This is a genomic window from Shimwellia pseudoproteus (genome assembly GCF_016415625.1).
Lineage (GTDB): Bacteria > Pseudomonadota > Gammaproteobacteria > Enterobacterales > Enterobacteriaceae > Shimwellia > Shimwellia pseudoproteus.
In genome coordinates this window covers 38,186-51,145 of sequence record NZ_WBXP01000028.1, presented here as the reverse complement: position 1 = coordinate 51,145, position 12,960 = coordinate 38,186, and the positions used below count along the sequence as shown (strand labels likewise).

The 12,960-nt window shown below is 54.6% G+C and carries 11 protein-coding genes; 2 read left to right on the top strand and 9 right to left on the bottom strand.

Features of this window, described 5'->3' with window-relative positions; all coding sequences use genetic code 11:
- Nucleotides 1-228: 228 nt before the first annotated feature.
- Both F9C28_RS13105 and F9C28_RS13100 read left to right on the top strand, forming a co-directional pair.
- Nucleotides 229-1,059 (top strand): helix-turn-helix domain-containing protein, encoded by an 831-nt coding sequence (locus F9C28_RS13105; RefSeq protein WP_199015810.1) that lies wholly within the window; start codon nucleotides 229-231, stop codon nucleotides 1,057-1,059.
- A gap of 267 nt (nucleotides 1,060-1,326) precedes the next feature.
- Nucleotides 1,327-2,766, top strand: coding sequence for an APC family permease (locus F9C28_RS13100; protein WP_199015809.1), 1,440 nt, complete (start codon nucleotides 1,327-1,329; stop codon nucleotides 2,764-2,766).
- A 42-nt stretch (nucleotides 2,767-2,808) separates the two neighbouring features.
- Here F9C28_RS13100 and F9C28_RS13095 read toward each other — a convergent pair whose 3' ends face one another.
- From F9C28_RS13095 to F9C28_RS13055, 9 genes are all read right to left on the bottom strand, one after another.
- Complete coding sequence (locus F9C28_RS13095; protein ID WP_199015808.1) at nucleotides 2,809-3,732, bottom strand: helix-turn-helix domain-containing protein; 924 nt, start codon at nucleotides 3,730-3,732, stop codon at nucleotides 2,809-2,811.
- An 89-nt stretch (nucleotides 3,733-3,821) separates the two neighbouring features.
- Nucleotides 3,822-4,037, bottom strand: a complete 216-nt coding sequence (locus tag F9C28_RS13090; RefSeq protein WP_199015807.1) for a hypothetical protein — start codon at nucleotides 4,035-4,037, stop codon at nucleotides 3,822-3,824.
- Entirely contained in the window at nucleotides 4,034-4,294 is a 261-nt protein-coding gene (locus tag F9C28_RS13085) for a hypothetical protein (RefSeq protein ID WP_199015813.1), read from the bottom strand. The genes F9C28_RS13090 and F9C28_RS13085 overlap by 4 nt, the downstream gene beginning before the upstream one ends.
- Nucleotides 4,295-4,457: 163 nt before the next feature.
- Nucleotides 4,458-5,978 carry an exopolyphosphatase gene (ppx, locus tag F9C28_RS13080; protein ID WP_199015806.1) on the bottom strand — a complete coding sequence of 507 codons (1,521 nt, stop codon included), beginning with the start codon at nucleotides 5,976-5,978 and terminating at the stop codon, nucleotides 4,458-4,460.
- A 3-nt stretch (nucleotides 5,979-5,981) separates the two neighbouring features.
- Complete coding sequence (gene ppk1, locus F9C28_RS13075; protein ID WP_199015805.1) at nucleotides 5,982-8,042, bottom strand: polyphosphate kinase 1; 2,061 nt, start codon at nucleotides 8,040-8,042, stop codon at nucleotides 5,982-5,984.
- A gap of 433 nt (nucleotides 8,043-8,475) precedes the next feature.
- Nucleotides 8,476-8,886: a nucleoside diphosphate kinase regulator gene (rnk, locus tag F9C28_RS13070; protein WP_199015804.1), complete on the bottom strand. Its 411-nt coding sequence runs from the start codon at nucleotides 8,884-8,886 to the stop codon at nucleotides 8,476-8,478.
- Between the two features lie 172 nt (nucleotides 8,887-9,058).
- Entirely contained in the window at nucleotides 9,059-10,033 is a 975-nt protein-coding gene (locus F9C28_RS13065; protein ID WP_199015803.1) for a 2-hydroxyacid dehydrogenase, read from the bottom strand.
- Nucleotides 10,030-11,337, bottom strand: a complete 1,308-nt coding sequence (locus tag F9C28_RS13060) for an MFS transporter (RefSeq protein ID WP_199015802.1) — start codon at nucleotides 11,335-11,337, stop codon at nucleotides 10,030-10,032. Before F9C28_RS13060 ends, F9C28_RS13065 begins: the two co-directional genes overlap by 4 nt.
- 258 nt (nucleotides 11,338-11,595) lie before the next feature.
- A complete protein-coding gene (locus F9C28_RS13055; RefSeq protein WP_199015801.1) occupies nucleotides 11,596-12,024 on the bottom strand; it encodes a DoxX family protein in 429 nt (142 codons plus the stop codon).
- Nucleotides 12,025-12,960: the final 936 nt, after the last annotated feature.

The following is a 12,960-nucleotide window of genomic DNA, read 5'->3' as shown; positions in this document are numbered from 1 at the left end:
ATGACGAAAGCAGGTATGCCTGAAAGTGTGCGTATTGCCTGAAAACACAACCCGCTACGGGGGAGACTTACCCGAAATCTGATTTATTCAACAAAGCCTAACCAGGGCCCTATTACCGGAGCCCGGTAACCGGGGCTAATAGCCGCCAGGAAAGCGGGTGGCATAAACATTGCAGCATCCAGCGTTGTTATCGCGATATCCCCGCGTTCATCTGCCCCGGAGGTTACTATGTCGCTTGCCAGTAATAGATCGGTAAAACCTGAACAGCCGTGGTTTGTGGTTAATGCTGCCCGGCATTATTCGGTTCACCGCCCGGCCATGACCGGGATTTCCCATTATTACCGTTTTGAGGCCGCCAGCACGGCATTAGCCACCCTGGCCGTGCCGGATGGCTGTATTGATATTTTGTTCGACTGTGACGCAAGCCGCCCGACGGCGGGGGTTTATGGCTCGCCGCTGCAGGCCAGGCAATTTTCCCTGACCCCGGGCAACCGTTATTTTGGGGTGCGCTTTGCCCCGGGGGTGGTGCCGGGTTTTATTCAGCCCGATGCGCTGACGATGATTAACCATGAATTTTCACTGGCAGACGCGGTGCCGGATTCGGCGGCGGTGTTTGAGCAAATTGTCGCCCCGGATATCGCCTTCTCCCGCCAGATTGCGATTATTGAGCACGGTCTTATTTCCCGCCTCCAGCATAACGGCACCGCCCTGACCCATAACCTGATCCAGTTGATCCAGCACCATCAGGGGAATATTCGGCTGGGTGAGCTGGAGCGCCTCTCCGGCTATACCTGCCGTACGCTTCAGCGCCAGTTCCGCCAGGATACCGGGATGACCCCGAAATCATTTTGCCGGATTACCCGCTGCCAGCAGGCGTTAAAACGTCTGTTACAGCAGGGGGAGGATTCATGTAGCGCGTTAGCGCTGGAGCTGGGGTTTTTTGACCAGTCCCATTTTTTAACCGAATTTAAAACCCTGACCAGTATTACCCCGCGTACGTATCAGCGGCAAATTAATAGCGATGAATTTTTTAATCGTATTCATTACGGGGCGGAGTAACCGACGCCATAAAATGGTGCGGATGATCTATTTTGGGGCAGCGGTGATTAATGAATGGCGTAATGTGGTGCTGCACCGTTTAGTAGCATAAATAGTGCCGGTGAAATAGCTATTTTTCAGCGGGTTATATTTACGGGGCGCGTATTATCACTATTCGGCAATTTGCACGCGGATGGCTCGACGCGCCGCCGATTTGCCAGTAAAACGTTTCTTGTCGATACACATGTTATAGCCCACCTGCATGATAACAATTAACAGGGTATCACTATGAGCCAGAATATTGATAACGCATTACCCTCACATACTGAGGCGGGTTGCTTACGATCTAATGCCGTGGGTATGTGGCATATTGTTCTGTTTGTTATTGCGGCAGCGGCACCGCTTACTGTGGTGGTGGGCGCATTACCGGTGACCGTGTCATTAGGTGTGGGGCCGGGGGTACCGGGGGTGTTTTTATTTTCCGGCATCATTTATCTGTTATTTGCCGTGGGGTATGCGGCCATGAGCCGTTTTACCCGGGGCACCGGTGCATTTTATAATTTTGTGACCAGCGGGCTGGGCAGTAAAGCCGGTGGCGGGGTGGCCATGGTGGCGTTGCTGGCCTATAACGCGGTGCAGATTAGCGTATATGCCGCGCTGGGGTATTTTGTTGAGCAGACCCTCAGCCAGAGTATTGGCGTGGCGGTGCCCTGGTGGGCGGTGGCGGTGATTGCTATTTTCCTGGTCCAGTGGATTGGCGCCCGGGATATCGGGCTGAGCGGGCGTATCCTCGGGGCGCTGCTGATGGCTGAAATCGCCATTGTGCTGGCTATCTCTCTGGCGGCGATATACTGGCGGGCAGCGCACGGCGGGCTGAGTTACGGCAGTTTTGCGCCAGCCCATATTTTTACCCCCGGGCTGGGGATCTCCACGGTATTTGTGATTGCCGCGTTTATCGGTATCGAGGCGACGGCTATCTTTTCGGAAGAGGCGCGGGATCGTAAAAAAACGCTCCCCCGGGCCACCTGGACTGCGGTGGGGCTGATAACCCTGTTTTACGTGTTCACCAGTTGGGCGATTATTCAGTATTACGGGGAGGCCAACGTGGTAGCGGCGGCGCTGGCGCACCCGGCGGATTTCTGGTTGCTGGCCTGTCGTCAGTTGCTGGGTAACCAGATGACCCTGGTGTTCAATGTGCTGGTGGTCACCAGTATGTTTGCCTGTGTGCTGGCGTTCCATAACTCGATTACCCGCTATCTGCTGGCGTTAGCCCGGGATGGCATTATCTGGCGTGGTTTTGCGCAGGTACACGGGCGCTATCGCTCCCCCTGGGTGGCCAGCCGTGGGCAGACTGCCGTGGCGCTGGGGGTGACGTTAGCGGCGGCGCTGCTGCGCCTAGACCCGTACAACGTGGTGTTCACCTGGTTGTCATCCCTGGCGTCACTGGCAATGCTGGCCATCCAGATACTGGCGTGCCTGGCGATTATCACGTGGTTCCGGGCCCACCCGCAGCAGGTTACCCGCTGGGCGTCCTGCTACGCGCCAACCCTGAGTGCGGTGATGCTGGCGGGCTGTTTTATGCTGGCGGTGAATAACTTGTCAGTGATGAGCAATGCCGGGAACTGGGTGAGTATTGCCTGGCCGGCGATTATTCTGGCGACCCTGCTGGGTGGCTGGCTGTGGGCGGCCAGGCAGCAAAGCCGATCCGCGCTGGTCATCGGCGGATAACCAGAGGGATAGCCCCCCGGCCAGTGTTAGCCGGGGCAGTGGCTAGCGATGTGCCGCCAGGGCCCGGGTCTGGGAAGGGGTTTCACCAAACAGGGCGCCATACTCACTGGCGAAGTAACCACAGTGGTGAAATCCCGCCCGGCGGGCGATGGCTGCCACCGGTTCGGCCGGGGTGTTCAACAGGCTACTGCGGGCGAGGTTCAGCCGGATGGCGCGCAGGTAGGCTACCGGAGAGAGGCCGGTCACCTGCTGGAAACTGTATTGCAGGGTTCGGCGGGAAATCTTCAGTTGCCGGCACAACATGTCGGGGGTTATCTCTCCGGGCTGGCCATCCTGGACCCACTGGTGACAGCGGGCGACGATATAGTGCCGGGTGGTGTAGCCGAGCCGCGCAACCGCCGCGGGCGGGATGCTGGCCAGGGTTTCCCGCAGGGTGTCCAGCAGCTGATCGCGCAGCAGGGCCATCAGGCTATCGGTGTGTTGCCTGGCGGGCAGGTGTTGCAGGTAATGGATCATGGCGTTGCACTGGCGGCGCAGGTTATCCAGCATCAGCGGGGGCAGCGTAATATGGTACCCGGTTGGGGTCAGCAAGGCGGCACCGCCGGGCATCAGCGACAGGAAACGCGCGGGCGGCAGTGAAATACACAGCACGTCCATCTGATTACCAGAAATCAGTGAAAAATGCTGTACGCCATAGGGTAATACGGCAATACCGCTGCAGGTGGGGATATTACCCAGGAGAATATCATTTTGCAGCGGGATCACCAGATTTACGTTGGGGGCGGCCAGGCTCATATGCTGGACAACTTTTAGATTGAGGTATTCGCGAAATAACCGCACATCAGCGAGCCAAATATCAAATAGCGCCCCCATAAATTTCCCCGGCGTCAGCTGTTGGTAATGTTGTTGCCAGCCATCAAGTGCGCTGGCGTGTTGCTGAAGATCGTGCCCGTGAATAAATTTCATTATGCGCTCACAGCGAATGAAGGTATTCACTGGGGAAGCAATATTCCTGCCAGAAATAACACTTCCCCGAAGGCCGCGATGTTCTGGCTTCAGTGCTGGCGGGGAATCGCAAACCCTTTGAGTGAAATAACAAAGCCATGCTGGTCTTTATTTACCCGGGCCCCGGCGTCGCACCAGTCGGAGGCAATACGGAAGAATTCATCGCTGCCAATATTCCAGTTCAGGCGTACCTGTTGGGTATAACCGGAGCGCAGTAATTCACAGGCTTCCTGGTAGTTAGCGGCAATAGCAGGTTGTGTTTTCATTTTCGTCTCTTGAGTAATTTACGTAATGATTTGATCTCTTTCGAGGTCAGCGGACCGGCGTCCTCAACGATGGCTTCCTGGGTATGCTGATTATCAATGTCGCTTTCGGCAATCGGCAGACTATCGAGGTGCTGAAATGCCAGCCCGAGTAATATTCCGGTAGCCTGACTTAAGTTTTGGCTATGTAATTCAGCATATTCGCGGACTTTTTCTTTCAGCGTTTCATCAAGTTGAACGCGTAATACGGCGGTATTCATCGTCATATTTCCCCTTACTCATTTGGTAACAGCTATTTGGTCACCGTTAACGGATTACAGGCGTGCGCCAGCCCTGCCAATATGGCAGTTAACAATCGTGGTTATCGGCACTGCGCGATGCAGTGCCTTCGGAAATCAAACCCGATGGCGTCTGCCGGCCGGGTTATTCTCCGGCGGGCGCTTGCTCAAAAGAGAGCTGCCAGCCGTCCAGTTCGTTCCAGTATTGCTGTTCCCGCTCCAGATCCAGCAAGACCAGGGCATTGTCTTCCAGCCAGTGAGGCGGGAAACGCAGTGTCCAGTGGTGTTTGCCCGCCTTGAGGTCGAGGGTTTCAGGCCGGCTGCTGGCCTGGCGCTGGTTATTCATTAACAGCCCGAGGCGTAATGCCCGAATCATCGCCAGCAGGGCTTCGGGCTTGTTCGGCAGCGGTTCTTTTTTAAGGGATTTACGGCTGTAGCCCACCAGGCTGGCCATCAGGCTCTGCTGCTGTTGGGTAAAACCGGGCAAGTTGCTGTGCTCCAGAATATAGGCCGAGTGGCGGTGCATACCGCTGTGGTTAATATTCAGCCCCACTTCATGCAGCATCGCGGCCCATTTCAGCAGCGCCTCCATCTGGGGATTAGCATGCTTAGGATGCTGCGCTTGCCACTGGTCATAGAGCCGCAGGGTCGTCTCCAGCACCCGGCGGGCCTGATCGCTGTCGATATGATACTGGCTGGCGAGGCTTTTTGCGGTGCGGCTGCGGATATCCTGATGGCGGAAGCGGCCTTCCATTTCATACAGTACCCCCTCGCGCAGGGCGCCGTCAGACAGGCGCAGGGTTTTGATATTCAGCGCATCAAAAATGCCGCACATGATAGCCAGCCCCGGCACAAAGACGGTTTTACGTTCATCGGACAGGCCGGGAAGATCCAGCGCGCTAACATTGTCGTATTTCAGCACCCGCTGGACTAAATCCTCCAGCCGCTCCGGGGTGATGATGCCATCAGCGGCACCGCTCTCCAGTAATACGTTGTTGACGGCTTTGATAGTGCCGGAGGCGCCGAGGGCAACATTCCAGCCGTGGAGCCGGTATTCCCAGGCGAGGCTTTCCACTTTTTGCGCCGCCGCCAGCCTGGCCCGCTGAAAGCTCTGGGGCGTGATAACACCCCCGGCAAAATAGATCTGGGCAAAACTGACACACCCCATCCGGCGGCTCTCAACCAATTGCGGGGTAAAATCCTCGCCGATCACCAGCTCTGTTGAACCACCACCGATATCAATAACCAGTTTGCGGCCTTTCTCCGGCTGGGTGTGGGCCACCCCCATAAAAATCAGCCGCGCTTCTTCGTTACCGGCCACCACCTCAATGGGGTAGGGGATCACCGCTTCTGCCCGTTTAACAAACTGCTGGGCATTACGGGCCTGGCGCAAGGTGTGGGTGCCCACGATGCTGACATTGGCCGCCGGAAAGCCCTGTAACCGTTCGGCAAACAGCGCCAGGCACGCCAGCCCGCGTTCGATAGCCTCTTCACTCAGTTGGTTATTACTGTCCAGGCCATCCGCCAAATGTACCCGCTGCTTAAGGCGGCCAATGATCTGCAGGGCGCCGTCAACCAGGCGGGCGATAACCATATGGAAGCTGTTTGAGCCAAGATCAATGGCGGCAAACTCCTGGGGGCGGGGGGTATTTGTGGCGATTGGCATAGTCTATTCAGGCTGCTCCAGTGATTGGATATAATCGTAAATAGCCTGCTGTGCCCGCACCTTACGGCGGTTGCCTCGCGGTACATAGCGGTTACTGAGTTCTTTATCAATGATGCGGGCTTTGGTGGTGTCGCTGAACAAGATCCCGATAATATCCAGCACCCGCTGTTTCAGGCGCGGGTCCAGCAGGGCGACGCCAACTTCAATCCGGTAATCAATATTGCGGGTCATCCAGTCGGCGGAGGAAAGGATAACTTTCTTATCGCCGTTATCTTCAAAAATATAGACCCTGTCGTGTTCAAGGAAGTTGTCAACGATGCTGATCACGTGAATATTGTCGCTAAACCCGGGCAGTTGCGGCACCAGGGCGCACATACCGCGCACCAGTAAGTTAACCGGCACCCCCGCGTCCGAGGCGGCATACAGCCGTTCGATCAGCCCGCGATCCACCAGATTGTTAAGCTTCAGGGTGATACCGCACGGGCGCCCCTGTTGGCTGGCGGTAATTTCATTGTCGATCAGCTGGTAGAGGATCTGGCGTGAGTTTTGCGGGGAAACTATCAGATGCTTAAAGCTCACCGGGCGGTAGGGGTTTTCAATAAAATTAAACACCTGGCGGACTTCATTGGTGATGCGGGCATCGGCAGTCAGCAGGGAGTAATCGGTATAAGAGCGGGCGGTTTTTTCATTAAAGTTGCCGGTACCGATATGGGCATAACGCACCACTTTGTCGTTTTCACGCCGGGAGATCAGGAACAGCTTGGAGTGGATTTTCAGGCCCGGCACCGAGAACACCACATGTACCCCGGCCTCTGTCAGCCGCCGGGACCAGCGAATATTGGCTTCTTCATCAAACCTGGCCTGGAGCTCGACCACCACGGTCACCTTTTTGCCGTTGTGGGCGGCGTGGATCATTGAGTCAATAATGCGTGAGTGCTTGGCGACCCGATAAATATTGATCTTGATGGCGATAACGCTGGGATCAAAAGAGGCCTGGCGCAGCATCTCCAGTACGTGCTCAAAGGTGTAGTAGGGATAATACAGCAGGATATCCCGCTCCCGAATGGCATCAAACACGTTGCGGAAGTTATCAAACCCGATATGGCGCAGGCGCGACTGCGGCCGGTTGACCAGGTTGGCCTTACCGACATTCGGGAAGCTGATAAAGTCTTTGAAGTTGTGGTAGCGGCCGCCGGGAATAATCGAGTCGAAATTGGAAATGCCCAGCTTACGGCATAGCGTCTCGACCAGGGCCTCTGGCATATCGCGCTGATAGACAAAACGCACCGGCTCGGCGGTGAGCCGCTGTTTCAGGCTGGAAGACATCAGCTCCAGCATGCTGGATTCCATTTCGTGGACCAGATCGTATTCTGCGTCCCGGGTCATTTTCATCGAATAGGCATTCAGCGCATCGTAATCAAAGAAGCCTTTAAAAATATCATTCAGACAAAAGCGCAGAATATTATCAAGCAGGATCATTGATTTACGCCGGTGCGGCGCTTCAGGCGGTAAGTTAACAAAGCGCGGCAGTTTATCCGCCGGTATTTCCAGCAGGGCGTAGCGAATGGTTTCGCCGCGGATAATTTCTACGGCCAGATAGGTATAATCGTCTTTCAGGAATTGCACCAAATCGGTTTCCGGCATCAGCAATATTGGCGTGATGTGCTGGCGCAATTCATGTTTGAAATAGTGATACAGCCATTCTTGCTGGGCCGGGGAGAGTTGGCGCTCATTAATCAGGAATATTTGGTTGCGGGCCATTTCCAGCAGCAATTCATTATAAAGCGCGTCAAACTCCTGACCGGCTTTAACCACCCGGCTCTGGATCCGGCTTAATAAATGGCGGTCCTGAGTGCTGCCCCCTTGTTCTTCGTTGATCAGGATGCGGCGTTTCAGCTCCGCAAAGCGGACTTTAAAGAACTCATCAAGGTTACTGGAGTAGAAACCCAGAAAGCGCATGCGCTCAATCAGCGGATTGCTTTTGTCCGCAGCCTCTTGCAGGACGCGTTCATTAAAGGATAACCAGCTTAGTTCTTTTTCTATGTACAACTTATCCTGACTCATTACGACAGCGACTCCATTTTGCTAATTGCCGGGAAGGGACATCCCCTGGTGGTCCTGCGCAGGGCAGTACAGGATGATAACCCGATAATATGTTTCCTGGCGGTACATGCCCGGTCAATAATGGCTGTATTGAGGCATGTTACCTGCCATCATTCTGGTCGGCGAGTAGAATGTTTAACATTTGTTTATTTAATGTTTTCGTCATGTAACTGACACGTTGTTATCATAAATCACAGGTATTATTTTGCGCCCTGTTTTGAATTCTGGCCAATATTTGCTTGCGGGCCACCCCCGGGCAGACAATATCCCCGGCAATGATGCGCCGCCGCAGTGGCGGTGGTGATGGTGTTGTGTGGGCGTCGTGCGGGTATCGGGCGGTGTCAATGTGCGCTAAGAGACACACCGGCGCTGTGCCGGTGCGTTGCGGGCAGAATTAGCGGTGGTAATCGCCGGCGGCTTCAGGCTGATAAAGCAGCGCCAGCACTTCCAGGTTGGTTTGGTTACCGTTTGGCAGCGACCAGTGGATGGTGCTGCCAACGCGCAGGCCAAGCAGGGCCGCCCCTACCGGCGCCATTACCGAAAGTTGCTGTTCGCTGTCTGTCAGGTTGGCCGGGTAGACGAGGGTGCGAATGCGCTCTTCACCGGATGACAAATCGCGGAATTTAACCTGACTGTTCATGGTGACTACATCGGCCGGCATGGATTCCGGGCTGCACATTTGAGCACGATCCAGTTCGGCATTCAGCGCATCGGCCACCGGTGCTTTGGCGTATTGCGGCTGCTCCAGTAGCTGGTCAAGGCGCTCGGCATCAAGTTCGTTAATGATGATGGCTGGTCTGGACATTACTCTCTCCATGAAAAACAAATACTCGCATAGTCGACTGGCGGGGCCAGATTACCCCGGTCTGGCAACCCATAAAGAAAAACCCTCACCGTAAACGATGAGGGCCTGGTCCTGTGATAATACTGGCTCAGTAGGGCTCAGGGAAGTGACCCAGCTCACGCTTCGCAGTTTGTTATCCCGGGCGTAACATTTTCTGCACCAGATAGCGGCTGCTTTGCGCCACCGGGGTGACCAGCGGTTCCCCGGCGTGGCCGGCGCGAATATTCGCCACCACCAGTTGTGACATCGCCCGGCGGGTTTGCCAGGTGGCGCTGGCCATATGGGGGGTGATCACCACATTGTTCCTGCCGTACAGCGCCGGGGGAACCTGGGGTTCATCGGCAAACACATCCAGCCCGGCGCCCGCGATCAACTGGTTATCCAGGGCATAGATCAGCGCGGTTTCATCTACTACGCTGCCCCGGGAGATATTAATCAACAGCCCGTCCGGGCCCAGGGCGGTGAGGACGTGTTTATCGACCAGCTTGTGGGTGCTCTCCCCGCCGGGTACGCAGACCATCAGAATATCGCTGGCGCTGGCAAGGGCCGTGAGCGTGTCATGGGGTTGCCAGCGGTGCGGCGGCCGGGCGCCGGGATCGAAGAAGCCAATGGTCATTTTCAGGGCGCTGGCACGTTCGGCAATGGCCTCGCCAATGCGCCCCATACCGATTATCCCCAGCCGGGCACCGCTGAACCCCCGGGTAAGGGGATAGCGCGCCGTTGCCCAGCGGCCGGCCTCAATAAATTTCTGTGCGCCGACAATGTGCCGCCCGCAGGCGAGCATCAGGCCGAGAGCCATATCGGCAACGTCATCCGTTAACACCCCGGGGGTGTGAGAGACGGCAATATTCCGGGCGCAGGCGGCGGCGATATCCAGCTGATCGTAACCGACCCCGAAGACCGCAATATGGTTTAGCCCCGGTAACCGGTCCATCAGGGGGGCGTCGATACAGGTTTCGCCATTGGTGACCAGGCAGGTAATGAGCGATCCGTCACCGGCCAGGATGTCATGTGGGGTGGTCCGGGCGTTTATCAGGCCCCATTCAGCCTCAAGCTGTTGAACCAACATGTCGGGCAGATCGCCGTATTGCAGCAAGGGGGTCTTCATGGTGTGGTCTCCGGTTGTGGTGGTCTGAGCATTTTCCCCGGTCTGGCCACCAGAATACCCAGCAGCCCGCCCAGTAATAGGGCGAAGGCCACCATCAGCAGGCCATAGTCATAATTGCCGGTAAGATCTTTTATCTTGCCAAATGCCGGCGGCAGCCCGAGCCCGGCAAAATTGGCAATGGTGTTAATCAGTGCGATGGATGCCGCCGCGGCAACCCCGGAGATTTTTTCCGTGGTGACCGCCCAAAACACCGGGGCGAGGGCAAAATTACAGCCCACCGCGCAGACCAGTAGCCCGTATGAGATCCAGTGATTATTGCTGTAGATAGCGGCAGTTAAGCAGACCCCGGCGATGATCAGCGGTAAGCCCAGGTGATATTGCCGCTCTTTCTGGAGATCCGAATGGCGGCCGTTGAGGTACATAAACAGGCAGGCGAGGGCAAAAGGCAGGGAAGAAAGCAGGCCGATAATAAAGTGGTTCTGGGCGACCCCCATCCCCTGGAGGATCAGTGGCAGAAATAGCGTGATGCCAATAGTGCCAAACGCCTGAAGGAACCAGACCAGGCTCAACAGAATGACGATTTTGTTGGACAATACGGTATACCAGCGCTGGCGGTCATCTAATTCTACGCTGGCGTTATCTCTGGCGAGGGTGGTATTGAGCCACTGTTTTTGTTCGCCGCTCAGCCAGGTCACGTGGTCCGGCCGGTTTGCCACATAACGCAGCGCCGCCAGCCCGAGTAAAATCGCCGGGATGCCCTCAATGGCAAACAGCCAGCGCCAGCCGGGGACACCGGCAATGCCGTGCATATTCAGGATGGCGCCAGAGGCCGGTAGCCCGATAACTGAAGCCAGTACCGATCCCATAAAAAATAACGACATGGCCCTGGCCCGGTGGCTTTTCGGAAACCAGACGGACAAATACCAGATAACGCAGGGGGTGAAGCCCGCCTCCGCCATCCCGAGTAAAAAGCGCATTACATACAGTTGAGTGGGGGTCTGAACCAGCGACATTCCGGCACTGATCATGCCCCAGGTCAGCATAATGCGCATTAGCCAGATACGCGGGCCGACCCGCATCATAAAAATATTGCTGGGGATTTCAAAAATAATATACGACAGATAGAAAATGCCCACCCCAAAGCCATACATGCTGGCGGTTAATCCGAGGTCGGCATTCATTTGCAGGGCGGCAATAGAGATATTGGTTTTATCCAGATTTGCCATGAAATAACAAATAATTAAAAACGGAATTATTTTCCCGTTAATCGCCTTCATGGTGGAGGCAGCAATCATCGTGGTCATGGTCGTGTCCCTTAGTGCGCGAATGGTATGGCGGCGGTCTGGCGTTTGTCGCCGCCAGTATTGGCGTTTACGGCACAGCTAACGCGGGAGAATACAGTGGTACCACATGAACCATATTCTTGTAATACAAGATTGGTGGTAATGCAAAAGTAACGATGGTTTTTGTGCGATCGATCGCGTGTTGGGGCGGCGGGACAAGGGGCCTGAGGTGCACAGGATAGGCACCTCAGCGGAGAGGGGCGTGCCCGATCGTTGTGGTTATCGCCAGGCACAGTATTTTATAATGCTATAGCGGCCCGGGCCCTGTAAGAAAATAACAATGCCCATCAGGAAATAGAGTGCGGCAGATTCGATAATCCATGCCCCGGTGGGGGCCAGCGTAAATAGCCGATCGCTGTACACCAGGTAAACGGCCATCACCATGGTGAAAGAGACTACCAGGGCGCTCCAGCGGGTAAAAATACCCAGTATCAGTAGGATTGGGCAGAGCAACTCGCCCACAAGCACGCCCCAACTGATAAATCCAGGCAGCCCGGCGTTAAGCAATTTGTTTTGTACAAAAATCATACTGTCTTCATGGGTCGCCTTATGGATGCCGTGGAACAGCATCAACCCGCCGAGGGTTAAACGCAGCAACAGGCGGGCGGCATCCGGGCGATGGACAGATTCAGTAATACGATTCAGCATAAATACTCCAGATAATAGGGGGAATGCGGGCTGTGAAGTACGGTATAGACCCGGGTGGGACAACCGCGAGTGGGCTGACTGTAGCGAACCGCCCGAACGGCACTCAACTTAATAAAACTCCACCGTAAATGAAGTTGGCTGAAGTTCAGATAATGGATGTTGGGTAATAACTTAATATTACGACGTTACCCGTAAAATAGTGGTCGCCCAGTACAATGGATAAAAACGCTATTTACTTATTCTTCTTCCCACTATTAAAGCCGACACCGTAACGCCAGAGATCGTATCGTCATCTATTCACCACCAGTAATGGCGCCCTGTACGGTGGTAATAGAATAACGTATAACGGGGATTAACCGTTGAGGCGCTATTATCACACTGTGACGCTCTGGACAAGTAATTTAATTGGCAATCACGATCCGGCAACGGAATTTATAGGTTAATTTATCTTTGGTTTTTATACGGGCGCCGGTGATTGCAGGTATTATGTTATTTGTATATCTTTTGTTTAATGAGTACTGTTATTCTCTGTTATCGATAAATAATTATCGTATCTATTAGGGAGTATTACTTAACACCATGCGAGAGTTAGTTGTCTGGTTAGTTACCTAAACGATATTAAAGTAAGACGATGCAGTGAACTTCATCACGCCACACCACGTTATGATATGGCGTAACGTGTGAGATAAGCGGTGAGATAAGTAGTGAGATAAGGCGTGAAGTGCATAGTAAAATAACATGTCATTGCTGCTTTATCGAATTTCATCCAGGACAGATAGCAGGGAGGCTGTTAGTTGTTGTGTAACAGTTATATTTAATGCGATCAGTTATATCAGAACCTGTACTTATCTGAAAGATATCGACGGGTGGTCATTTTCATTCAGACGGAGGCGCTGTGTGAGAAATTATGATTGAAATTACTAATGAAGTTTATCT

Coding starts and splice junctions, on each gene's coding strand:
- F9C28_RS13105 (WP_199015810.1), top strand. CDS start 229: ATGTCGCTTGCCAGTAATAGATCGGTAAAACCTGAACAGCCGTGGTTT.
- F9C28_RS13100 (WP_199015809.1), top strand. CDS start 1,327: ATGAGCCAGAATATTGATAACGCATTACCCTCACATACTGAGGCGGGT.
- F9C28_RS13095 (WP_199015808.1), bottom strand. CDS start 3,732: ATGAAATTTATTCACGGGCACGATCTTCAGCAACACGCCAGCGCACTT.
- F9C28_RS13090 (WP_199015807.1), bottom strand. CDS start 4,037: ATGAAAACACAACCTGCTATTGCCGCTAACTACCAGGAAGCCTGTGAA.
- F9C28_RS13085 (WP_199015813.1), bottom strand. CDS start 4,294: ATGAATACCGCCGTATTACGCGTTCAACTTGATGAAACGCTGAAAGAA.
- ppx (WP_199015806.1), bottom strand. CDS start 5,978: ATGCCAATCGCCACAAATACCCCCCGCCCCCAGGAGTTTGCCGCCATT.
- ppk1 (WP_199015805.1), bottom strand. CDS start 8,042: ATGAGTCAGGATAAGTTGTACATAGAAAAAGAACTAAGCTGGTTATCC.
- rnk (WP_199015804.1), bottom strand. CDS start 8,886: ATGTCCAGACCAGCCATCATCATTAACGAACTTGATGCCGAGCGCCTT.
- F9C28_RS13065 (WP_199015803.1), bottom strand. CDS start 10,033: ATGAAGACCCCCTTGCTGCAATACGGCGATCTGCCCGACATGTTGGTT.
- F9C28_RS13060 (WP_199015802.1), bottom strand. CDS start 11,337: ATGACCACGATGATTGCTGCCTCCACCATGAAGGCGATTAACGGGAAA.
- F9C28_RS13055 (WP_199015801.1), bottom strand. CDS start 12,024: ATGCTGAATCGTATTACTGAATCTGTCCATCGCCCGGATGCCGCCCGC.